The 22,958-nt window shown below is 60.5% G+C and carries 19 protein-coding genes; 10 read left to right on the forward strand and 9 right to left on the reverse strand.

Features of this window, described 5'->3' with window-relative positions; all coding sequences use genetic code 11:
• Positions 1 to 201 precede the first annotated feature (201 nt).
• From E1K68_RS04170 to E1K68_RS04180, 3 genes are read left to right on the forward strand one after another with little or no spacing between them, the layout of a single operon-like run.
• A complete protein-coding gene (locus tag E1K68_RS04170; protein ID WP_003188275.1) occupies positions 202 to 861 on the forward strand; it encodes a paraquat-inducible protein A in 660 nt (219 codons plus the stop codon).
• The gene (locus E1K68_RS04175; RefSeq protein ID WP_032900385.1) at positions 848 to 1,471 is read left to right on the forward strand and encodes a paraquat-inducible protein A; all 624 of its coding nucleotides are present in this window, start codon (positions 848 to 850) and stop codon (positions 1,469 to 1,471) included. The genes E1K68_RS04170 and E1K68_RS04175 overlap by 14 nt, the downstream gene beginning before the upstream one ends.
• Positions 1,464 to 3,767: an MlaD family protein gene (locus E1K68_RS04180; protein ID WP_034134445.1), complete on the forward strand. Its 2,304-nt coding sequence runs from the start codon at positions 1,464 to 1,466 to the stop codon at positions 3,765 to 3,767. The genes E1K68_RS04175 and E1K68_RS04180 overlap by 8 nt, the downstream gene beginning before the upstream one ends.
• 184 nt (positions 3,768 to 3,951) lie before the next feature.
• Here E1K68_RS04180 and mksF read toward each other — a convergent pair whose 3' ends face one another.
• From mksF to mksB, 3 genes are read right to left on the reverse strand one after another with little or no spacing between them, the layout of a single operon-like run.
• Complete coding sequence (gene mksF / locus E1K68_RS04185; protein WP_034134444.1) at positions 3,952 to 6,792, reverse strand: Mks condensin complex protein MksF; 2,841 nt, start codon at positions 6,790 to 6,792, stop codon at positions 3,952 to 3,954.
• Complete coding sequence (gene mksE / locus E1K68_RS04190) at positions 6,789 to 7,496, reverse strand: Mks condensin complex protein MksE (protein ID WP_212613816.1); 708 nt, start codon at positions 7,494 to 7,496, stop codon at positions 6,789 to 6,791. The genes mksF and mksE overlap by 4 nt, the downstream gene beginning before the upstream one ends.
• Complete coding sequence (mksB, locus tag E1K68_RS04195) at positions 7,486 to 8,763, reverse strand: Mks condensin complex protein MksB (protein ID WP_003188283.1); 1,278 nt, start codon at positions 8,761 to 8,763, stop codon at positions 7,486 to 7,488. The genes mksE and mksB overlap by 11 nt, the downstream gene beginning before the upstream one ends.
• A gap of 187 nt (positions 8,764 to 8,950) precedes the next feature.
• On the opposite strand from mksB, the gene E1K68_RS04200 reads away from it, so the two are divergent.
• Positions 8,951 to 9,697: a hypothetical protein gene (locus tag E1K68_RS04200; protein WP_003188285.1), complete on the forward strand. Its 747-nt coding sequence runs from the start codon at positions 8,951 to 8,953 to the stop codon at positions 9,695 to 9,697.
• Positions 9,690 to 10,142, forward strand: a complete 453-nt coding sequence (rimI, locus tag E1K68_RS04205) for a ribosomal protein S18-alanine N-acetyltransferase (protein ID WP_003188286.1) — start codon at positions 9,690 to 9,692, stop codon at positions 10,140 to 10,142. Before E1K68_RS04200 ends, rimI begins: the two co-directional genes overlap by 8 nt.
• 118 nt (positions 10,143 to 10,260) lie before the next feature.
• Here rimI and E1K68_RS04210 read toward each other — a convergent pair whose 3' ends face one another.
• A complete protein-coding gene (locus tag E1K68_RS04210) occupies positions 10,261 to 10,665 on the reverse strand; it encodes a hypothetical protein (RefSeq protein WP_003188287.1) in 405 nt (134 codons plus the stop codon).
• Positions 10,666 to 10,803: 138 nt separating this feature from the next.
• Between E1K68_RS04210 and can the strand changes: the two genes are divergently transcribed.
• Positions 10,804 to 11,448, forward strand: coding sequence for a carbonate dehydratase (gene can, locus E1K68_RS04215; protein WP_003188288.1), 645 nt, complete (start codon positions 10,804 to 10,806; stop codon positions 11,446 to 11,448).
• On the opposite strand, the gene E1K68_RS04220 is transcribed toward can, so the two are convergent.
• The 4 genes from E1K68_RS04220 to E1K68_RS04235 all read right to left on the reverse strand — a co-directional run bounded on the left by E1K68_RS04220 (position 11,445) and on the right by E1K68_RS04235 (position 16,710).
• Positions 11,445 to 11,969: an SET domain-containing protein-lysine N-methyltransferase gene (locus tag E1K68_RS04220; protein WP_003188291.1), complete on the reverse strand. Its 525-nt coding sequence runs from the start codon at positions 11,967 to 11,969 to the stop codon at positions 11,445 to 11,447. The two genes, can and E1K68_RS04220, sit on opposite strands and share 4 nt — an antisense overlap.
• Positions 11,970 to 12,103: 134 nt before the next feature.
• The gene (locus E1K68_RS04225) at positions 12,104 to 13,273 is read right to left on the reverse strand and encodes a hypothetical protein (protein WP_094775315.1); all 1,170 of its coding nucleotides are present in this window, start codon (positions 13,271 to 13,273) and stop codon (positions 12,104 to 12,106) included.
• Between the two features lie 119 nt (positions 13,274 to 13,392).
• Entirely contained in the window at positions 13,393 to 15,093 is a 1,701-nt protein-coding gene (gene acpA / locus E1K68_RS04230) for an acid phosphatase (protein ID WP_212613817.1), read from the reverse strand.
• Between the two features lie 198 nt (positions 15,094 to 15,291).
• The gene (locus tag E1K68_RS04235; RefSeq protein ID WP_003188294.1) at positions 15,292 to 16,710 is read right to left on the reverse strand and encodes a TIGR00366 family protein; all 1,419 of its coding nucleotides are present in this window, start codon (positions 16,708 to 16,710) and stop codon (positions 15,292 to 15,294) included.
• Between the two features lie 186 nt (positions 16,711 to 16,896).
• On the opposite strand from E1K68_RS04235, the gene E1K68_RS04240 reads away from it, so the two are divergent.
• Positions 16,897 to 18,186 (forward strand): MFS transporter, encoded by a 1,290-nt coding sequence (locus E1K68_RS04240; RefSeq protein WP_212613818.1) that lies wholly within the window; start codon positions 16,897 to 16,899, stop codon positions 18,184 to 18,186.
• A gap of 87 nt (positions 18,187 to 18,273) precedes the next feature.
• Here E1K68_RS04240 and E1K68_RS04245 read toward each other — a convergent pair whose 3' ends face one another.
• Entirely contained in the window at positions 18,274 to 19,266 is a 993-nt protein-coding gene (locus E1K68_RS04245) for a DUF4917 family protein (protein WP_212613819.1), read from the reverse strand.
• Between the two features lie 318 nt (positions 19,267 to 19,584).
• Between E1K68_RS04245 and E1K68_RS04250 the strand changes: the two genes are divergently transcribed.
• The 3 genes from E1K68_RS04250 to E1K68_RS04260 all read left to right on the forward strand — a co-directional run bounded on the left by E1K68_RS04250 (position 19,585) and on the right by E1K68_RS04260 (position 22,952).
• Positions 19,585 to 20,490, forward strand: coding sequence for a cation diffusion facilitator family transporter (locus E1K68_RS04250; protein WP_094775317.1), 906 nt, complete (start codon positions 19,585 to 19,587; stop codon positions 20,488 to 20,490).
• 109 nt (positions 20,491 to 20,599) lie between these two features.
• Entirely contained in the window at positions 20,600 to 21,826 is a 1,227-nt protein-coding gene (locus tag E1K68_RS04255) for a TolC family protein (protein ID WP_034134438.1), read from the forward strand.
• A gap of 19 nt (positions 21,827 to 21,845) precedes the next feature.
• The gene (locus tag E1K68_RS04260; protein ID WP_034134437.1) at positions 21,846 to 22,952 is read left to right on the forward strand and encodes an efflux RND transporter periplasmic adaptor subunit; all 1,107 of its coding nucleotides are present in this window, start codon (positions 21,846 to 21,848) and stop codon (positions 22,950 to 22,952) included.
• Positions 22,953 to 22,958 lie beyond the last annotated feature (6 nt).

The following is a 22,958-nucleotide window of genomic DNA, read 5'->3' on the forward strand; positions in this document are numbered from 1 at the left end:
GATTAAATTCCGAAACCCCAATTGCGAAAGCAGTTGGGGTTTTGTTTTGGGCGCTTGAAAAGTGTCCACCTTGTCCCCGTACACTTGTTCGTCCTGTGTCCGCCAAACCCCACCTGACTGCCCCGACAAATTTGCACAGTTATTTCTGAGCGACACCACTAGAATAGCCACCTAACCATTTTTAGAGTCAGAGCCCTATCTATGCCCGATCCGGTTGATGCCCGCGAGGTGTCGGATTTACCGCTGGACGATCTGGTGGCATGCCATGAGTGCGACTTGCTGATGCGCAAACCAACGCTCGCCCTCGGCGAAAAAGCCCAATGCCCACGCTGCGGCTACGAGCTATACGCTCACCGGCACAATGTGGTCGAGCGCAGCCTAGCCTTGGTACTGGCAGCTCTGCTGCTGTACATCCCCGCGAACTTTTTGCCCATCATGCAGCTCAATCTACTCGGGCAGTCCTCGGAGGACACCGTGTGGAGCGGCGTGGTCGGCCTGTTCGATACCGGTATGCAAGGTGTTGCCGCCGTAGTGTTCCTGTGCAGCATGGGCATCCCCTTGCTCAAGCTCCTGTGCCAATTGGCAGTGCTGCTCAGCATTCGCTGGAACATCGGTCGCAACTACGGGTTGCTGCTATACCGCATCTACCACCACATGAAGGATTGGGGGATGTTGGAGGTCTACTTGATGGGTGTGCTGGTGGCGATCGTAAAGCTCGCCGACATGGCCTCCATCACCATTGGCCTGGGTCTGGTCTGCTTCGTCAGTTTATTAATGGTCCAAGTTCTGCTTGAGGTGGTGATGTCGCCCCATCAGATCTGGCAAGCGCTGTCAGGAGAGGATGACCATGCGGGCGATTGATGCAGGCATTCTGATTTGTACTGAATGCCATGAGTTGAACAAGCAGGAAGCGGATATCGAGGAGCAACTCTGCACCCGTTGCGGCGCGTTGATCCATGCCCGTCGCCCCAATAGCCTCACACGCACCTGGGCGCTGTTGATCACCGCGGCGATCCTGTATATCCCCGCTAACCTGTTACCCATCATGACGGTCAACTCCCTCGGCCAAGGCGACCCCAGCACCATCATGTCGGGAGTCATCCAGCTGGTGCAGCACGGGATGTTTCCTATCGCTGCCGTGGTGTTCATCGCCAGTATCCTGGTACCGACCTTCAAGTTGGTCGGCATTGGCCTACTGCTGTTCTCGGTGCAGCGTCACCAACCGCTGTCCGCGCAACAACGCATTGTGATGTATCGCTTTATCGAGTTCATTGGGCGTTGGTCCATGCTGGATATCTTCGTGATCGCCATCCTGGTGGCGGTCGTTAACTTTGGGCGACTCGCCAGTGTCGAGGCCAACCTCGGCGCTGCGGCGTTCGCCAGTGTGGTGATCTTGACGATGCTTGCCGCAGTAACTTTCGATCCCCGACTGATTTGGGATAACACGGAGTCGGACGACGACCATGAGTGATTTGCCTAAAGCTAAAACCCGCCCAGCCTCTAACTGGTCGGCCATTTGGGTGTTGCCCCTGATTGCCCTGATCATCGGTGGCTGGCTGGGGTGGCGTGCCTATTCCCAGCAAGGTATCGAGATTCAAGTTCGCTTTGAGAGCGGCGAAGGTATTCAGGTCAACAAGACTGAAGTGGTCTACAAAGGCATGACCGTGGGTAAGGTCAAAACCCTGGCCCTGGATGATGAGGGCAGCAATCGCGGGGTGATCGCCACCATCGAGATGAACAAGGACGTTGAGCAGTACCTCAAGACCAACACCCGCTTCTGGTTGGTCAAGCCCAGCGTCAGCCTTGCCGGCATCACCGGCCTGGAAACCCTGGTCTCGGGTAACTACATCGCCGCCAGCCCCGGTGATGGCGAGCCCACGCGCAAGTTCAAGGCGCTCTCCGAAGAGCCGCCGTTATCCGACGCCAAGCCCGGCTTGCACCTGACCCTAAAGGCCGACCGCCTGGGCTCGCTGAACCGTGGCAGTCCGGTGTTCTACAAGCAGATTCAGGTCGGCCAGGTCAAAAGCTATCTGCTGTCCGAGGACCAGAGCACGGTAGAGATCAAGGTCTATATCGAACCGACCTACGCCAACCTGGTGCGCAAACACACGCGTTTCTGGAACGCCAGCGGCATCAGTATCGATGCCAACCTTTCCGGCTTGAAAGTGCGCAGCGAATCCCTCTCCAGCATTGTCGCCGGTGGTATTGCCTTCGCCACGCCAGAGAATCGCAAAGACAGCCCGCCCACCGACCCGAGCCTGCCTTTCCGACTATACGAAGATTTCGATGCCGCCGCAGCGGGCATCAAGGTCAAGGTCAAGCTCACCGACTTTGAAGGCCTGCAGGCCGGGCGTACGCCGGTCATGTACAAAGGCATCCAGGTTGGCAGCCTGAAAACCCTGAAGATCGACCCGGACCTGTCCAGCGCCAGCGCCGAGCTGACCCTCGACCCATTGGCCGAGGACTACCTGGTCGAGGACACGCAATTCTGGGTGGTCAAACCGTCCATCTCCCTGGCAGGCATCACCGGCCTGGAGGCCTTGGTCAAGGGCAACTACATTGCGATTCGCCCAGGCGACAAAGGCACCCCGCCACAACGCGAATACGTAGCCCGCGCCAAGGCGCCGCCGTTGGACCTGCGTTCCCCGGGCCTGCACATGGTGTTGCTCACCGACAGCCTGGGTTCGCTGGATGTCGGCAGCCCGATTCTGTACAAGCAGGTCAAAGTCGGTTCGGTGCAGAGCTACCAGTTTTCGCGCAAGAAAAAACAACTGGTGATCGGCGTTCATATCGAGAAGGAATATGAAAGCCTGGTCAACGGCTCGACGCGCTTCTGGAATGCCAGCGGCGTCACCCTCACGGGCGGCCTCACCGGCGGTATCCAGGTCAAAAGCGAATCCCTGGCTAGCCTGATGGCGGGCGGTATCGCCTTCGAAACGCCGGAACCGAATGTGCCGTTGAAACATCGTATCCCGCGCTTCCGCCTGTACGCCGACCGTGATGCCGCCAACCAGCACGGCACCCTGGTGACCATCAAAGTCGACCGCGCCGACGGCCTGAGCGCCGGCACGCCGGTGCGCTTCAAGGGGTTGGATGTGGGCAAGATCGAGAGTGTCGACCTCAGTGCCGACATGCAGTCGGTGCTGCTCAAGGCGCGTATCACTCAGGTTGCGGACCGTATCGCGCGTTCGGGCAGTCAGTTCTGGGTGGTCAAGCCGGAACTGGGGCTGATGAAGACGGCTAACCTGGAGACCCTGGTCACCGGCCAATACATTGAAGTGCAACCGGCCGCAAAAAACGCCGGCCCGCAGAAGAGTTTTGTCGCCCTGGCCCAGCCGCCTGAAGCCGTGCATCAGGAAGCTGGCCTGAGCCTCACACTCAGCGCCGCCCGCCGTGGTTCGTTGAAGGAAGGGGTACCGGTCACTTACCGTGAAGTGACGGTCGGCAAAGTCACCGGCTATGAGTTGGGCCAGACCGCCGATCGTGTGTTGGTGCACATCCTGATCGAGCCCAAGTACGCACCTCTGGTACGCAGTGGCAGCCGCTTCTGGAACACCAGCGGCTTTGGCCTCGACTTCGGCTTGTTCAAGGGCGCGACCGTGCGTACCGAGTCCCTTGAAACGCTGGTGGCCGGCGGCATCGCCTTTGCCACCCCGGATGGCGAGCGCATGGGCAACCCGGCACGGCCGCAGCAGACGTTCCCGTTGTTCGACAAGTTTGAGGATGAGTGGCTGACCTGGGCGCCCAAGATTCCACTCGGTAAATAAACCGAGGCGCGGCCTTCGCGAGCAAGCCCGCTCCCACATTCGATCGCATCCCTACAGGGAAACTCGATCAACTGTGGGAGCGGGCTTGCCCGCGAAGAGGCCCGCCAAAACACCACAAATCCCAAGCCGAAAAAAAGGCCGCGATCCATCAGATCGCGGCCTTTTTGCCTTTCAGTACAACCCGTCAGGCTTCATCCAGCTCCGGCTCGTCCGCCTGCACATTCATCGTCGCCTTCACCACATCATGGCGACGGATGTACTTCCAGTCCGCCTCATCAATGTAGATCCCGTTCGGCCCGCTGCCGCCTTCCAGGTCGATCGCCACCTGGGCAGACACCTGCGGCTTCACACTCGCCAGGATCGGCACAAAGCCCAGTTGCAGGCTGGTTTCCAACAGCGCTGCCTGGTTCTTCTCATCGATGTCTGCCGCTTCATCGAGGTAGTACGGCAACCGCACGCGACCGGCCTGGTCGCGGTCCATCAGGTGCAGCAACAAGTACATGTTGGTCAGCGCCTTGATGGTCATGGTGGTGCCGTTGGACGCAGCGCCGTCGATGTCGGTATGGATCACTGGCTGGCCGTTGACCTTGGTGATCTCGAACGCCAACTCGAACAAGTCCTTGAGGCCCAACTGGTTATGGTTGGCGGCGACCAGGCGAGCCAGGTATTCCTTGGCTTCTTCGTTCTTGTTGTCCTGTTCGGCGCTCTGGCTGAGGTCGAACACCGAGAGGGTCTCGCCTTCTTCATACTGACCGGCACTGTGGATGATCTGGTCGATATGCTTGAGGGCTTCCTTGTTCGGCGCCAGCACGATGCGAAAGCTCTGCAGGTTGGACACCTGGCGCTTGTTGATCTCGCGGTTGAACAGCGCCAACTGGTGTTCAAGGCTGTCGTAGTCGCTGCGGATATTGCGCAGGGTACGGGCGATATCGGTGACCGCCGCACGACGTGCCTTACCAAGCGTCAACGCCTCATCGGTGCGGTGCGCATAAGCGTTGATCAGCAGCTGCAGGCGACGCTCCATGTCATCTTCGCTGTCGAACTTGGCCACGCCCTTGAGACGCACCTGGGCGTACAGCGCTTCGATCTGGCCATCGGCGCGCAGCAAGCCCTGCCAACTGTCCTGATAGTCATTGAGCAGCGGCAGCAGGTTGTCCATGGAGTCGTCGACCGGGTCCATGAATGGCGTGCCGAACGGCAGGTCCGCCGGCAAGAGCTGACGACGGCGCAAGGCGTCATCCAGCGTGCGTTGCTTGGCTTCCATATCGCCGATCTGGCGGCCGACCAATTGCAGCTTGGCCGACAGTTGCTGGACGCGCTCGGTAAAGGCATCGCTGGAACGTTTCAACTCGTCCTGGGCGGCTTCCATCTGCGCCAGGTTTTCCAGCTTCTCGCCTTCTTCGGCGCTCAGGGTCTGGGTGCGGCGGAAGTCTTCCAAAGCCTTCTGGGCGTCCAGCACCTGCTGGTACAGCGCTTCGGTCTGGGTCTTGCTTGCAGCGCGGTCGGACGCCACGGCCTGCTGGGTTTTCAGTTGCTTGAGTTCTTTTTCCAGACGTTCTTTCTGGTCGCGCAACGCGGCGCGGTCCGCCAGGGCTTGCAGTGCCGGCGGCTCGATGTGGGAGATATCGATGGACAGCCCCGGCACTTCAAAGCGCTCGCCCTTGAAGCTATCGAGGATCTGCTCCAGGGATTTGACCCACTGGCCGTCTTCGTCCAGCGTGATGCCATGTTCGCCCAGCGGCAGGCTGAACAACGAGCTGTTGAACAGGCGCATCAAGCGTTCGACATCCTGCTGCGAGAACTCTTCGCGCAGCTTGGCGTAGCTGTTGTTGTCCGCGTGATCGAGCTGCTGCTTGACCGACTTCAAGCGCTTTTCCAGGTCGCGCAGGCGCTCTTCGAGGTCCTCGGCGCTGAACTGCCGCGACTGCGCCAAGGCGCCCGCCAGTTCATCGTGGGCATCCTTGGCGGCGAGCAATTGCTGCTCCAGCATCTTGACGTCATCCACCAGGGCAAAGCGGTGCTTGAGCACCGACAACTCGCCCAGCCAGCGCTGGATGCCACTGATTTCCCGCTCCAGGCGCATCAGCTCCTGAGTGCCGCCACGCTGGTCGTTTTGCAGCGCGTCCTGCTCGTTGCGGTAGTGTTCGGCCTGGATGGTCAGCTCTTCCTTGCGCGCACTGGCGTAGTCCGACCAGGTGCCCAACAACGAATCCAGCAGCGGCGACAGGCGATGCAGTTTGCCGCGCAGGGCGTCGCGCTGTTTCACGCCATTGGCCAGGGCTTCAACCAAGGGGCCGGCAGCCACCAGCGAGTTGTAGTCCTGCTCCATGCGTCGCACATCGCGGAAGGCTTCTTCACAGGCGGCGATGTAGTCGACACTGCCCGAACGCAGGCTGTGTTCGAAGGCATCAAGGAACAGTTGCTTGAGCTTGGCCGCGGTGATTTCACGCATATGCAGCAGGTTGATAAACAGCGCGCGGAATGTTTTCAGGCTCTGCTCGCTGGTGGAGCGCAGCGGAATCAGGGTCAGGTCCAGCGGGATCGACGTATGCCCGCCCACCAGCAAACGCCGCAGTTCATCGGGCTTGAGTTCGTAGGCTTTCAGGCCCTCGCGCTCAAGGTTGGTGAACAGCTCTTTCTGGCGCAGGCAGGTGTCGTTTTTCTGGTAGTGGGTCAGGTCCAGCTTGCCGGCGTAGGCAAAGAACTGGTGACCAAAGCCACCGCCCGGGCCGCGGCCGACCACGCCGATGACGTGGGGGCCGTGGGGCAGGGAGACTTCTACCAGGATGTAGCTGGTGTCGGTGGCAAAGTAAAAACGCCGCGATTGTTCCAGGGTGTACTTGCCGAAGCTCATGTCCGACATGCGTGCCAGGATCGGGAACTGCAAGGCGTTGATCGAGGCGGATTTACCCAGGTTGTTGGCGCCGTACACCGACAGCGGTTCTTCCAGCGGGAACAAGCCCAGGCTGTAACCGGCGGTGTTCAATAGGGCGAAGCGGCGGATGCCGTAGCGTTCCTTACTCATGCGTCGGTCTCCTGTTCTTCGGCAATGGCGCGTGCCAGGGCATCTTCTTCGCTTTCTTCGGTGAAGGCGCTCAGATCCAGCGGGTCATCGGTCTTCAGCAGTTTTTCATCGCTGTCTTCGTCGATGATCACCGGCGCCGGCAGCGGCAATACGCTGTGTACGCTGGCGGCAAGGTCGCGGTCTTGCTGCACCGACAGGCACACATCCAGGAAGCGGTGCATCGGCGGCAGGAAGCGGTAGACACCGTTGTCTTCGCTGGCAAAACCCAGTTGGGTCATGCGGCGCATGATTTTTTCTTCGAGCTCTTCCTGGGTCTGCACCTCGGCCTGGATAAACAGGTCGCGGTATTTCTCCAGCAACGAAGGCAACTCATCGCGGCCCAGGCTGCCACCGTCGAGCACGGCAATCGGGTCACGGCCCTGGTCGGCCAGGTGTTCGACGATGATGAAGGTGAACAAGGCCAGGCGCTGGGCGGTCTTGTTCACCTGCGCGGCAGCCACGGCAGTGTCCGGCACGAAGTAATAGAAGCCGCGGGTATCGCAGACCAACTCAAAGCCCAGGGCCTTGAACAGTGTGCGGTACTGGTCCTGGAAGTTCGACAATTGCGCGTACAGCTCCGGGTCGCGGCGGCTGACGTGGTAACCCTTGAACAGCTCGCGAAAGATCGGCGCCAGCTGGGACAGTTCGGATAGATCAAGATGCATAAGGCGTGCTCGCAGAATTCTCGGTGGCATCAACGCCGGCCGGGAGCAGGGCGAAGGAGCGCAGGCTGACCTGGTGCTCGTGGGTGTGGTAATCGCGACGTTCCAGGCGCTCGCGCTTGAAGCGTTTTTCCCGGGACAGGCGCGAGAACCAGTACAGCAATTCATCGGTGGCGCCGTCCGGTTCCTGCTCCAGCAGCCAGGTCATCAGGTCGGGCATCGGCAGCGCGTCTTCGCAGCGCTCGAGCATTTCCTTGACCGTACGCGGTGCGCGCGGGGCTTCGCCTTTGTGCGACTTGTGCGCCTTGGGGAAACGCGCCGGTTTGGGCTCGAAATTCGCCAAGGCATACACATAGGCTTCGACCTGGCTGGCACTGCCCAGAAAGGTGCTTTGCGGTCGCGTGAACATCGGCATCGCCGCTTGCGGCACCGCGTCCAGGCCTTTGCGGCGAATCGCTGACAGGGCCAGCGCCGCACCGCGAGTCACGGCGTTATGCCGGCGTGCTTCTTCACGCAGCGGCAGCAGCAACTCCCGTGCATGGCGCAAGGTCAGCTGGGCGCTGGTTTGCATTTCGAGAATGCGCGCGTGGGTGCGCAGCAGCATGTCGTCATCCACCAGGTGGCCAAGACGCTGTTGCTCGGTGAGCATGCGCAGCAGCACGTTTTCCACCTTGCGCACGCCTTGCTCGAAGGCGCCGTCGGCATTCACCAACTGGATCATCGGCTCGACGTATTCGTCCCAGGTCGCCAATACTTCGGCGTAACGCTGGCGCAGCGGGATCTGCCGGTCGCTGGTCTTGGCGCGGTCGGCCACGGCGGCGAGAGCTTGTTCGTCGTTGGCGAGCTTTTTGAGCACATCGCGCACGCGCATATCCAACAGGCGCAGTTGCCGGGCCAGGTCGTGGCCGTCGCGGATGTCAAAGGCGTCCTGGATATAACCGGCCAGGCGCTCCAGGTGGCGCAGGTAGGCTTCGATTTCCAGGCACAGGCCAAGCCGGTGCTCCTTGCGAAGATAGGCGAGGAAGTCGTGGATCTGCGCGTTAAGCTCGAAACGGTTCGGGCTCTTGGCGACAGGCACCAGGATATCCAGGCGAATCCACACGTCCAGCAGGCTGGTGATGTCCTGGGGCGTGCTGTCCAGTTGTTGGGCGGCCAACTGTGCGCGCAGCTCGGCCAGGCTCAGGGTGCCTTGGTCGAAGTGTTCGCACAGAGGCTCAAGTAAGGCCCAGTGTTCGGCGAGGGCGCGCAGGACGCGCTTGGGTTCGATCATGGGAATGGCCGGCTGGTTGGCGATTAAAAGTCGCGATTGTACTGCATCACGCGCGGGAATTATCCACAGCCGGTCAGTGCGCAGTGGGCGATTGTTACCGAACAGCGGTAGAATCCCCGCTCTTTACTTATCCACAAGTGGCCGAGCTGTGCTTATCGAGTCCCGACGTCGCGCTTACTTGACCGCCATGCAGGTGGTCAACTGGCTGCCCCGCACCGAACTGCCGTTTGCCGCGCCGTCGCGGCCCGAGCTGTTGCAGGCGCTTGAGCCCTATGAGGCGTTCGAGTCGTCGGGAGAAGAGGCGGCCGCGCCTGTGGCGGTGGTCAAACCCACCCCTGAGGCGCGTCCGGCGGTCGAGCGTGCCAAGATCGAAGTGCCGCGCCCAGCGCCGGTGACCAAGGCTGTCAAGGTGGCGGACGAGGCTGCGCCGGTGACCAAGGCGCCGGTGGTGCCGCCGCCACGCTTCGCCCTGCAATTGCTGCGGGCCGGGCGCTGCCTGTTGTTGGTGGAACTGCCGACTGGCGAGCGTTTCCAGTCCCGTGACCCGGCCTACCTGTTGCTCAAGGACATGCTGCGCGCCGCCGGCCTGCCCGACAGCCCGCAAATCGTCGGTGAGCCGGTGCGCTGGCCGCTGCTGGTGCGCGGCACCATGGACCAGGGCCCCGAGGCTGCACGAGATTTTGTCCAGGGGTTTGTCTCGGCGCGCCTGGAAGACGAGCCCTGCGTGTGCCTGTGGCTGATCGGCCTGCCCGCCGTACGGTTTGCCGGTGAAGCCAATGCCGAGGCCTGGTACCGCGAGCTGCAGGTTGAAGGCCTGGGTTCGGTGTGGGCCCTGCCGGGCCTGGAATTATTAATGGAAGAGCCACAGCGTAAGGCTGATGTCTGGCAAGCCATGCGCCGGCTGATGGCGCGCTGGAAAACAACTGATGAGTGAGGCTTTATCCTTTCGCCCGATGACCGAGGCCGACCTCGACGCGGTGCTGAAAATCGAATACGCAGCGTTCAGCCACCCCTGGACCCGCGGGATTTTTCTCGACGGGCTGGGCAAGTACCAGATCTGGCTGATGTTCGAAGGCGAGCAGCAAGTGGGCCATGGGGTGGTGCAGATCATCCTCGATGAAGCGCACTTGCTGAACATTACCGTGAAGCCGGAAAACCAGGGCCGTGGTTTGGGCCTGGCGCTGCTGGAGCATTTAATGTCCCGTGCCTACGCGGCCAATGCGCGGGAATGCTTTTTGGAAGTGCGTGACAGCAATACCGGCGCGTTTCGGTTGTATGAGCGCTATGGCTTCAACGAAATTGGCCGTCGCCGGGATTACTACCCCGCTGTGGGTGGTCGCGAAGATGCAGTCGTGATGGCGTGCACCCTGGTTGACTAAATGCAAAGGCCCTATGTGCAAAGCCTCTGTGGGAGCCGGGCTTGCCCGCGATGCAGGCACCTCGGTCTTCAAGTAACACCGCGGTGATACCATCGCAGGCAAGCCAGCTCCCACAGGGTCAGCGCTTGCGGTTCAGTGGGTCCAGATCAGCCAGTTCCGCCTCATCCAATCCATTCCCGCCGCCAATGTCATTTTCCCCCACGACGCTCAAGTCATAGTCGGCGGCATTGTCTTCACCTTCCTCCTGCGCATCCCGAGCGCCATCCTCGTGGATCAGCGTTTCCGGGCTCATATCGTCATCGGTCGATTCATGATCATCGGTAGAAGCCCCGGTCATCCCGGCTTCGCGCACCCGTTCGTCGGGCATCAGGTGCTCGCGCTCGCCACGCGGGATTTCATCGCCGATTTCCGCTGTCTGGTCCTCTTCGTCAAAATCCAGCTCGCGCATCTCACCCATGCGGTCTTCGTTGTCATCGATCGGTTCCGGCTGTGTTGCGCCGTAGGGACGTCGTGATTCAGTCATGGCCAATCCTCATACTGTGGGGCTTATAGTGTGTGGACAGGCATGGCAGCCAAAAAATTCAAGCTAATTAGCGCCTGGCGTGACCCGGACGAGGGGTTGTCAGTCACAAAACTGCGCATCATTCCTGAGGCTTCCCTGATGAACGAACTACAAGACCTGCTTGATAACAACGAACGCTGGGCGGATGCGATCAAACAGGAAGATCCCGAATTCTTCGCCAAGCTCGCCCGCCAGCAAACCCCGGAATACCTGTGGATCGGCTGTTCCGACGCCCGTGTACCGGCCAACGAGATCGTCGGCATGTTGCCTGGTGATCTGTTCGTGCACCGCAACGTCGCCAACGTGGTGCTGCACACCGACCTCAATTGCCTGTCGGTAATCCAGTACGCGGTGGATGTGCTCAAGGTCAAACACATCCTCGTCACCGGCCACTACGGTTGTGGTGGCGTGCGTGCGTCGATGCAGGACCGCCAGTTCGGCCTGATCGACGGCTGGTTGCGCACCATTCGCGACCTGTACTACGAAAACCGCGATGTGCTGGCCCAGTTGCCGACCGAAGAAGAGCGCGTAGACCGCATGTGCGAGCTCAATGTGATCCAGCAGGTGGCCAACGTCGGCCATACCAGCATTGTGCAAAATGCCTGGCACCGTGGGCAGAGCCTGTCGATCCATGGCTGCATCTATGGCATCAAGGACGGTCGCTGGAAGAGTTTGAACACCACCATCAGTGGCTTCGAGCAACTGCCGCCGCAATACCGCCTGCGCCCGTTGGGCGAAGCCTAAGGTCGTTTGTGCTCACGCCACCAGGCCATGAAGGCCTGGCCTTCGGCGTTCAGCGGCTCCTTGCTGCCGGTGATCCAGCCCCGGCAGTTCAGCTCGCCGCAATGGCAAGCGAACTGCCGGGCCAGTGTGTCTTCGGTAGTGGCGTAATCCAGGGTCAGCAGGCTACCGGCGTGGATGGGTTGCACCGTCCATAGTTCCAGGTACGTGGTGTCTAGAAACACGTTCGGGTTGCAGGAGTGCTGTAACAGGCCGCAGAACCAACAATCGTACAAGTGGATGCGGGGTGACAGCTGCAGCGTGTGCGGGCGACGTTCGCTCACGGCATAACCGGAAACCTGGGCAATGCGCGTGCGACTCTCAAAGGCCACGCGGGCCGTGACCCTGGCCGCAATCCCTTCAGCCTCTTGCTTGACCTCAAAGTGCTCGGTCGAGGGGTAACCCTGTTCCACGAGCAGCGTCTTGAAGGGATAGAGGCCGTCATTCACAGCCGTTTTAGCCTTATCCATGGCTCGAGTTTTCATCACTCTCCTGAGCGGGGCTGCATGGACCTGCGGGTGTGACGGCCAGTCTTGCAGCAAATGGGCGCGGCCCTAGATTCGCCGAAGTGGGATCCGGTTTCTACTGTCAAAGTTGACAGTAGAAACGGTTTTTCCCCTTAAAGCGCGGGGGCTGTGACCGTGGGGGCGGGGGCGGCATTTCTCAGCTGTTTCAACTGTGCCTTGATAGGCGCTGTGGCGCACTTGGCGTTGGCCTGCTCGGGCGTCAGGTGGCGCACGGAGGTGTAGAACAGCTCACACGTCTGCTCCTTGCGCGTGACCTGCCACGTATTCAGGCAGGCCTTGAGCATTACATTGGCATCGCTGGCGGGCTTCTGGCCCATGCCGGCTTGCCAGCAGGCAGCGCTCAAGTCCTGGCCCATCACTTTCAAGCCCGCGTCGTCGGCTTTTTGTTCGTCACCGTCATAGCTGTCGGGGCTGGCCGCATACCAAATGTAGCTTGGGTGGTTGGCGCCCAATACCGCGACGGTTTTGCCTGGCTCCGGGCTGATCTGCGCCAGGCTCAGCACGCCCACGGTTTGCCCGTATTGTTGCTTGATCCAGCTACGCACCGGCGCGCCGAAGGCCACCATCGGCAATGCGCCGCCAGGGCGCAGGCTCAGTTCCTTGACCATGCGGGTCTGGTAGTCGGTGAAATACCCGTAGACGGTTTCCAGGTCTTTGCCGGCATTGGACGGCGCAGCGATGGGCGCGATATCAATGATGGTCTGGTACGCCGGCGTTTCCGTGGCCGGTACGCCGTTTTCGCTTAACAAGGTGGCCCAGCGGTCGGTGGTGGCCGATTCCAGGTAATCCTGGGCCTGGGTCAGCGAGTAATCCGGAGGGAAGTGCAACAGCTCGATGCTTTTGCGGTTTTCCAGGGCCATGCCCAACGGCAGGAACAGGTACCAGTTGTAGGCCCATTTGCCATCGCTGTTGAGCTGGCGCGCACCTTGATAAGCCAGGTCGGCGGTATTGAGCAGCGTGGTCAGCGGCTGGCCGTAACCGTCTGGCACGCCGCTGAAGGTCGCCGTGACCTGACCGTCGTGGGTCTTCACACTGACCTTGGCCCGGCTGTAACCGTCACGTTGCAGGCTCTGGTTCAAATAGTGTTCGGCGGTCTGCTCCAGTGACCATGGCCGAAAGCAGATCACATTGCAGTTGTTGGGGTACGCGAACAACTGGGTGACGCGCTGCGTGCTGCCCAGTGGCACCTCGATGTCGGCCTGTACGACCGTACTCGCCAGCAGTGCGACGAGGGTGAAGGACAGCCTGGTCAGTTTAAACATAGTCGATTCCTTGTCAGCGAAGCCCGTCTGCGCGGGATGGAAGCCCACCTGCACACAGTAGCGGCTGACCAGGAAAATCGCGTGTTAAATCGCCCGGCATGTCGTTATTGGATAAGCCCCTACAGGCTGAACTGCAAGGCATTGCTCAGATCGCCCATGGGCTTCTGGCCGCGCGCGATCATCGCGTCATCACGCTGCTTGAGGCCGTCCAGGGTCTCCAACTGGAACACCCGGGTGATCAAACGCAGGATCGATGCCGTGTCATACACCGTATGGTCCACCGTGCCTTTGCGCGCAAACGGCGACACCACCAGCGCCGGAACCCGCGAGCCCGGGCCCCAGCGGTCACCCTGGGGCGGCGCCACGTGGTCCCACCAGCCGCCGTTTTCATCCACGGTCACCACCACCACCATGTTTTTCCATTGCGGGCTTTCTTGCAGCACCTTCAAGGCGCGGGCGATATGGCGGTCGCCCGAGGCCACATCGGCATAGCCGGCGTGCATGTTCAGGTTGCCTTGGGGTTTGTAGAAACTCACGGCGGGCAGCTTGCCGGCCTGGGCGTCGGCGAAGAACCGGTTGGTGCTCGACTCATCGCCCAAACCGCCGTCACGCAGGCGCTTGGCACGTTCTGCCGGGTTTTGCGGCCCTTGCTGCTTGAAGTAATTGAACGGCTGGTGGTGGTACTGGAAATTCGGAATCTTGGGGATGCCGCCGGAGTCCTTGAACTGCTCCAGCGTGGCTTGCCACGCACCGGCGTACCAGGCCCAGTCGATGTTCTTTTTCGACAGCTTGTCGCCAATATGCTCGTGGGTTTGCGGCACCAGCACATTGGGCAGGTCGGGCTTGGAATAATCCGGGTTTTGCGGGTCGCGGATCCAGGTGGGCCAGTAGGGTGGGGCCAGGGTGTTTACGCCGTAACCGTCCGGTGTCAGCGCGCTGGGGCCAAATTGTGGCGGGCCGGTCATGGCGCTGGCCGGGGAGGTGTCCAAGGGCTTGAGGCGTGTGCCGCTGGGGTCATCGCTTTGCAGCGTAGCGATCTGCGCCTTGGCCACCGACTGCGCGGCATTGGGATAAAACGGCGCGGTGGCGCTGATCAGGTACTGGTGGTTAAGGAACGAGCCACCAAACGCGCCCTGGAAGAAGTTATCGCACAGCACAAACTCCTTGGCCACGTCCCACAGGCGCAGGGCATAACGGCTTTGAGCGTAATGGCCCATCACCAGCCCACCGGAATCGCCCCAGGCGACAAAACCATCATTCTTGCCGCCGTTGATCTGCATCTGGTTCTGGTAGAACACGTGCCACAGGTCGCGGGTCACCAGGCTCAATGGCAGGTCTTCGCCCTGCGGGCCTTGGAGGGCGAACGGCGCGTTGGGCAGGCTTTCCTGGAATTGCACTTCGCTGGGGTAAGTCACCCCGTCCACTGTTTGTGGGCCGACCTGCAACACACCGCCCCAGCTCGGTGGCAGGGCAGGCAATACGCTGCCATCGCGGTCGCGCTGCTGGAAGTCCTTGGCGGTTAACGCCGACAGTGGTCTCTCCACGCCGGGGAAATCTGCAAATAGGTTGTTGAAGCTGCGGTTCTCGGCGTAGATCACCACCACGGTCTTCACCTGCTCGCGCAATGCCTTATCCAACTCCTGAGGCGTGAGCGGCCGCGTCACGGGTGGGCTCGGTGCTTCGCTGGTATTGCCGCAGGCACTCAAGGTTGCACCCACGCCCAACACCGCCGCACCGCCGAGGAATCGCCGGCGGCTGGTGTCTACCGGCGTTTTGGGGGCGCAGTCGTGGGCAGGGTGGTCGTTGTGCTCGTCACTCATTGCGAGGAATCCTTGGCGAGATGTTGCAAGATATTTCGCAGGACGGTAGCAATGGAATGTGACGGAACGAAGACAGGCTTGAGAGCGCTACAGAACAAATTGTGGGAGGGGGCTTGCTCGCGAATGCGGGTTGTCAGTCAACGAATTCATTAACGATCCACCGCATTCGCGAGCAACCCCGCTCCCACACCGACCGCGTTATGGCATGACTGGCGGCAGATACTTCAACGTCGTCCCCAACGCCCACAGCAAAAACAACACCAGCGGCGTGTGCACCAGCAACTGCACAAACGAAAACCCGATCAGATCCCGCGCCTTCAGGCCCAGCACACCCAGCAACGGCAACATATAAAACGGGTTGATCAAGTTCGGCAGCGCCTCGGCGGCGTTGTAGATCTGCACCGCCCAGCCCAAATGGTACTGCAGGTCATTGGCCACTTGCATCACATACGGGGCTTCGATGATCCACTTGCCGCCACCGGAGGGGATGAAGAATCCCAGCACTGCCGAGTAAACGCCCATCAGCAGGGCGTAGGTGTCGTGGGAGGCGATGGAGGTGAAGAACGTCGAGATATGGTGCGCCAGAGTCTGGCCGTCGCCACCCTTGACCACGGTCATCAGTGCGGCAATCGAGCCGTACAGCGGAAACTGGATCAGCACGCCGGTGGTGGTCGGCACCGCACGGGCCACGGCATCGAGGAAGCTGCGCGGGCGCCAGTGCAGCAGCGCGCCCACCATGATGAACAGGAAGTTATAGGTATTGAGCCCCGAGATGGCGCTGATCGCCGGCTTGGTCGAGAACTCATGGAACAGCCAACCGGCCGCCAGCAACGCCAGCAGAATGGTCAGCAACGGGCTGTGTTCCAGCCATTCGCCTGGGCGGGTCGGCGCCTGCGGCTTGGGCAGGTTGAAGGCCGGGTCAATGCCGCAGGCCTTGGCATCCCGGGCGCTGTTGGGGCCAGGCGCGGTGGCGTAGGCGATGATCAGCGACACCACGATCAGCGCCAGCAACAGCACGCCGGACTGCCACAAAAAAATGGTCTCGGTGAACGGGATCATCCCAGTGATCGACAGGATCGACGGCGGCAAGCTGGCCGGGTTGGCCTGCAACTGCGCGGCCGACGACGACAGCCCCAGCGCCCATACGGCCCCCAGGCCCAGGTACGCTGCAGCGCCAGCGGCGCGGTAGTCCATGCGCAAATCCGTGCGCCGGGCCAATGCCCGCACCAGCAAACCGCCGAACACCAGGGACAGGCCCCAGTTAAGCAATGAAGCCACCATGGAAATCAACGCCACCCAGGCCACCGCCGAACGGCCATTCTTGGGAATGCGCGCCAGGCGGTCGATCAACTTCACTGCGGGCGGTGAACTGGCGACCACGTAACCGCCGATCACCACAAAGGCCATCTGCATGGTGAACGGGATCAGGCTCCAGAACCCATCGCCAAATGCCTTGGCCGCTTCGGCCGGTGCGGCGCCCATGCCCAGGGTCGCCACGGCGACGATGATCACGGCGAGGGCGGCAAACACCCAGGAGTCAGGAAACCAGCGCTCGGCGAAGTTGGAGCAACGCAGGGCAAATCGGGCATAGCGGCTGTCTTCGATAGCATCGGCCACGAGTCTTTCCTCTTGTAGTTATTATGGGGTTTGGCAGTTTTACGGCATGTTCCTCTACGTCTATTGATTTGGGAATGTAGTTATCTTCAACGATCAATGAGGAAAACAAATATATCCGTCGCGATTGCCATCGATGGGCTCAGCTCATAACCTGCACGCCATTTTGTTTGCCTGCCGAGCCTGCACATGACTGCCACCTTTTCCCCACGGGCGCAGCGTTTTTCCCGCTCCGACTACAAAACCCTGGGCCTGGCCGCCTTGGGTGGAGCCCTGGAAATCTACGACTTCATTATCTTCGTGTTCTTTGCGCTGACCCTCAGCCAACTGTTCTTCCCCCCAGAAATGCCCGAGTGGCTGCGCCTGCTGCAAAGCTTTGGCATCTTCGTCACCGGTTACCTCGCCCGTCCACTGGGCGGCATCCTGATGGCGCACTTTGCCGACCACCTGGGGCGCAAGCGCGTCTTCAGCCTGAGCATCCTCATGATGGCCTTGCCCTGCCTGCTGATCGGTATCATGCCGACCTACGCGCAAATCGGCTATTTCGCCCCGTTGATCCTGCTGGCGCTGCGCGTGCTGCAAGGCGCAGCGGTGGGCGGCGAAGTGCCCAGCGCCTGGACTTTCGTCGCCGAGCACGCACCGCGTCACCATCGTGGCTATGCCCTGGGTTTTTTGCAGGCCGGCCTGACTTTCGGTTACCTGCTGGGGGCGCTGACCGCCACCTTGCTCGCGCAGGTCTTCACCCCCGCCGAAATCCTCGACTATGCCTGGCGCTTTCCCTTCCTGCTCGGCGGCGTATTCGGAGTGATCGGCGTATGGCTGCGCCGCTGGCTCAGCGAGACTCCGGTGTTTCTGGAAATGCAGGCGCGTCGCCAAGCCGCCGCCGAAATGCCCTTGCGCACCGTGCTGCGCGACCATCGCGCCGTGCTGCTGCCGGCGATGATCCTCACCTGCGTGCTGACGTCTGCCGTGGTGGTGCTGGTGGTCATCACCCCGACCATGATGCAGCAGACCTTCGGCATGAGCCCCAGCCACACCTTCGCCCTGAGCGCCCTGGGCATCGTCTTCCTGAATATCGGCTGCGTCCTCGCCGGCCTGCTGGTGGACCGCATCGGCGCGTGGCGCGCGGTATTGGTCTACAGCCTGTTGCTGCCGGTGGGCATTGCGCTGCTGTACGCCAGCCTGATCGCTGGCGGCGTGTGGCTCGGCGCGGCGTACGCCGTGGCGGGCCTGAGCTGCGGCGTGGTGGGCGCGGTGCCGTCGGTGATGGTCGGGCTGTTTCCGGCGCAGGTACGGGTGTCGGGGATTTCCTTCACCTACAACATCGCCTATGCGCTGTGGGCAAGTACTACGCCGTTGTTGTTGATCGCGCTGATGCCGACCAGCCCGTGGATCTGCGTGGGGTATTGCGTGGTGATGGGGGCGGTGGGGGTGGGAACCACGATCGTCTATCGTAATTTAGGCTACGCGAACTACTAATTTTTTTCTGAGTGTCAATACTCAACCTCTCCCTCCCATAGCCAGATTTTTGCTAATAGGAGGGGGAGATAGTTTTTAATCTTTTGCTTACGGAATTTTAGCTTGTTGCGGGCTCCAGATTGGTGTTGTTTCGGCCTGGAAAAATTCGATATCAAATCCGAAAAATTGATTTTTTGCTCTCATCATTGTCTGCTGATTTTCTTTGCTGTCAGCTTTTCCGTAGATACTAATGAAAATTTTCTCCACTTGAGCTTCCTTTATTTCTTCAAATATATGGCTGTCGTTGTCTGCTATAGAATGGCCATAGATAAAGAGTGTGCCGTTTAAGTTTCTAAGCTTCCGTAGGCAATAATTTAAGTAGGGGTTGTGCTCTATCCGTGCGCGTTTTTTTGCATGGGTCGGCTCCGCAACAAACAGGGGGAATTTCCCGTGCTCTAAGTTTTCTCTGACTTGATCAATTATGGGGACTCCATCTTCCGTACATTTATGTTTTTTTATACCGGATACAGTGTCATAAATGTGCAGTCCCCCATGAAGAAAGTGGACCTCCTGGTTAGTGCCATGCCCTACCCAGGATGTTGGGTATCTGAAGCCGTCATCAGTGGAGTAGCGCTCTGGAGGTAGGTTGTTTTTATTTTTTGCCCAGTAAAGCAATAGGTCATAATTCAGTGTGAATATTTGGTTGAATGAACATAGAAACTTTCGTGCAGTGGTGTATTGTTCGTCAGAAATATTGCTGGGTAGTGGAGGATGAGTGTGGGAGATGGCATTTATAAGTGCTGACTTCAGTACTTCTTGATCTCGCTTTACAGTTTCTATGAGTTGTGGGTTCGCTTCGTAAATTTCTAGTACAAGCTGCGTGGAAACCAGTCGCTTCATGACTTTTTCAAAGTCATAAGTGTTGAGTTGTTTAAAAAGTTCTTTAAGTTGAAGCTCTCGATCTCCGAAATTAGCAGCTTGAAGCAGGTACTTATAGTTGAAGATCTGGTGGTTCCACGCTTGAGAAAAACCGTTTGCGAGTAATACCGAGGGTTTTTGGCCCAAGGGGACTGATTGCATCGCGTCGTTGTAGGTGATCACCTTCACGCTCCCTGTGAGTAATATTTAAGACACAATAATTTGCATGATGACTATATGCCATTATTCGCTCGCTGAGGCAAGACGGTGTATTACGAGTGAGGTTAAAGACCCTTCTCCTGACGGTAGGCACGAGGACGGCAAGGTGCCCAGATCAACAACGCCACGCCTGATATAGCTCCCCCAACGCGTGCATGAACGATTTTGGTGCGCCCGAAGCTAACGACCCTCTGGCGCTCAGATGACAATTTTGCAAACCATGCCCGTGGATCTGGCCTATAGCTCTATGATCCGCCCCACCCCAACCCACGAGGACATTTCATGAGCGCAGGACACAGCCACGCCCAAGTACGCGCCGGCCACGAACGCAAGTTATGGATCGCGCTGGGGCTGACCGGCAGCTTCATGCTGGCCGAAGTCATCGGCGCTTTTATCACCGGCAGCCTGGCGCTGTTGTCGGACGCGGCGCACATGATGACCGACGCCCTTGCCCTGGCGATTTCCCTGGTGGCGATCCAAGTCGCCAAGCGCCCGGCAGATCGCAAGCGTACCTTCGGTTATGCGCGCTTCGAGATCCTGGCGGCCGCCTTCAACGCATTGCTGTTGTTCGCCGTGGCGTTCTACATCTTGTACGAGGCTTACCAGAGGCTGCAGGCGCCCGCCGAAATCCAGTCCACCGGCATGCTGGTGATTGCGCTGCTGGGGCTGGTGGTCAACCTGATCTCCATGCGTCTGCTCAGCGCTGCCAGTGGCGAGAGCCTTAACGTCAAGGGAGCCTACCTGGAAGTCTGGAGCGACATGCTGGGCTCCGTCGGCGTGATCATTGCCGCGCTGGTGATCATGTTCACCGGCTGGGGTTGGGTTGACTCCGTGGTCGCGGCCGCCATCGGCTTTTGGGTATTGCCGCGCACCTGGACGTTGCTCAAGGCGAGCATGAATATCCTGTTGCAAGGAGTGCCGGAGGGCGTGGATATCGAGCAGGTGGAGCAGGGCATTCGCAGTGTGCCTGGGGTCAAGGACGTGCACGACCTGCACGTCTGGGCCCTCACCAGTGGCAAGAACGTGCTGAGTACGCATCTGGTCGCGGATGCGTCCCAGGGCACTGAGCAACAGATCCTCAGCCGAGTGACGGAGTTACTGCACGAACAATTCGATATTTCCCACGCCACGATCCAGGTCGAGGGCGAGGGTTTTCAACATGACGATCACGACGAAGTGCATGCCTGAACCTGGCTAACGGATTTGTAATCTTTCGCCCACGGCCCTGATAAGTACCGAAAGCTACATTGCCCCCGCTGGGAAATCTCAGCGACTTCATGGGCGTGGAACTCTCGTTATGGCAATTTCCGTTAGAACACTGTTGGGGGCGGCGGCATTGGCATTGTGGATATCCGCAAACGCCGCCCAGGCACAACCTCTCACCCTCGATGCAGCCTTGCAAACCGCCTTCGCCAACAACCCGGACCTGGCGGCCGCACAATGGGAAATTGACATCGCCCAGGGCGGTCGCCAGCAGGCCGGCTTGATCCCCAATCCGGTGGCCTCCTGGGACGCCGAAGACACCCGCCGCCGCAGCCGCACCACCAGCATCAAGCTCAGCCAGACCCTGGAACTGGGCGGCAAGCGCGGTGCGCGTATCGAAGTGGCCAGCCGTGCCCAGGATGCCGCCGCGCTGACCCTGGAGCAGCGTCGCAACCAGCTGCGCGCCGAGGTCATCGACAGCTACTACGGCGCCTTGCGCGCCCAGGAACGCCTTGACCTGGCGCAACGCTCCATGACGCTTGCCGAACGCGGCCTGGTGGTCGCCAACGGGCGCGTCACCGCTGGCAAGTCGTCACCCGTGGAAGCCACTCGCGCCCAGGTGCAAGTGTCCGAAATTCGCCTGGAGTTGAACCGCGCCCAGATCGGCCTCACTGACGCCTACCGTCGCCTCGCCAGCAGCACCGGCAGCGCCGCCACCGACTTCCAGGCCGTCGCTACGCCAAGCACTTCCGTGCCGGCGTTACCCGCCGCCGCGCCATTGCTGGCTCGTCTTGAACAGACTGCGGAACTGCGCCTGGCCGAACTCAACATTGTGCAGAACGAAGCCAGCGTGGGCCTGGAAAAAGCCCAGCGCATTCCGGACCTGGATGTGTCCATCGGCAGCCAATACGACGCCAGTGTGCGCGAACGGGTGAACCTGGTGGGCGTGTCGATGCCCATTCCGCTGTTCAACCGCAACCAGGGCAACATCCTCGCGGCCACTCGACGCGCCGACCAGGCCCGTGACTTGCGCAACGCCGCCGAGTTGCGCCTGCGTACCGAAACCCGCCAGGCCCTGGACCTGTGGCAAACCGCGAACACCGAAGTGCGTGCGTTCAACCAGCAGATCCTGCCCGCCGCACAAAGTGCGGTAGACAGCGCCACCCGCGGCTTCGAGATGGGCAAGTTCAACTTCCTCGACGTGCTCGACGCTCAGCGCACTTTGATCGCGGCCCGCACCCAATACCTCGCAGCCACCGCCCAGGCCACCGAGGCCTGGGTTCGCATCGAACGCATTTACGGCGACCTCGCCCGCTTTTGATTTTTCCTGGAGTCTCCTGATGAACAAAACACATGGCATGGCGCTCGCCGTCGCCCTGGGCCTGATGCTATCGGGCTTCGCCCACGCCGAGGAAGAAGAGGGCAAGCTCGAACTCACCGAGCAGCAGATTCAAGCCGCCGGCATCCAATTGGCCCAGGCGCAACCGCGCGCCATCAGCACCGTGCTGACGCTGCCGGGCGAGGTGCGTTTTGATGAAGACCGCACCTCCCACATCGTGCCCCGCGCAGCGGGCGTGGTGGAGGCGGTGAAGGTCAACCTGGGCCAGTCGGTGATGAAGGGCGAACTGTTGGCGGTGATCGCCAGCCAGCAGATTTCCGACCAGCGCAGCGAATTGGCGGCCAGCGAACGCCGGGTCGAACTGGCGCGCACCACCTTCCAGCGCGAGCGTCAGTTGTGGCAGGACAAAATCTCTGCCGAGCAGGATTACCTGCTGGCGCGGCAGACCCTGCAAGAAGCCGAAATCGCCCTGAACAATGCGCGGCAAAAAATGACTGCGCTCAGCGGCAGCGCGGTATTGGCCGGCGGCAATCGTTATGAACTGCGTGCGCCCTTCGCCGGTGTGGTGGTGGAAAAACACCTGGGGGTGGGCGAGGTGGTCAGTGAAACCAGCAATGCCTTCACCCTCTCGGACCTGTCCCAGGTGTGGGTCACCTTCGGCGTGTTTCCCAAGGACTTGAACAAAGTTCGCGTGGGCAAGCCGGTGAAAGTCAGCTCGACGGAAATGGGCACCGAAGTGCTGGGCACGGTGGCCTATGTCGGCAACTTGCTCGGCGAACAGACACGCACCGCCACCGTGCGCGTGACGGTCCCCAACCCCGACGACGCCTGGCGCCCGGGCTTGTTCGTGGCCGTGCAAGTGGCCACCGATACCTACCAGGCCAAGGTGACCGTACCGCAAACCGCTATCCAGACCGTCGAGGACAAACCCTCGGTGTTTGTGCGCACGGCGGACGGCTTTATCACCCGCCATCTTGAACTGGGCGTCAGTGAAAACGGCTACGTCGAAGTGCGCAAAGGTCTGGAGGCCGGCGCGCAGGTGGCGACGGCTGGCAGCTTCATCCTCAAGTCCGAACTGGGCAAAGGCTCGGCCGAACACGCCCATTGATCCTGC

The sequence above is a fragment of the Pseudomonas sp. B2021 genome, assembly GCF_018135665.1.
GTDB classification, from domain to species: Bacteria; Pseudomonadota; Gammaproteobacteria; order Pseudomonadales; family Pseudomonadaceae; genus Aquipseudomonas; species Aquipseudomonas lactis.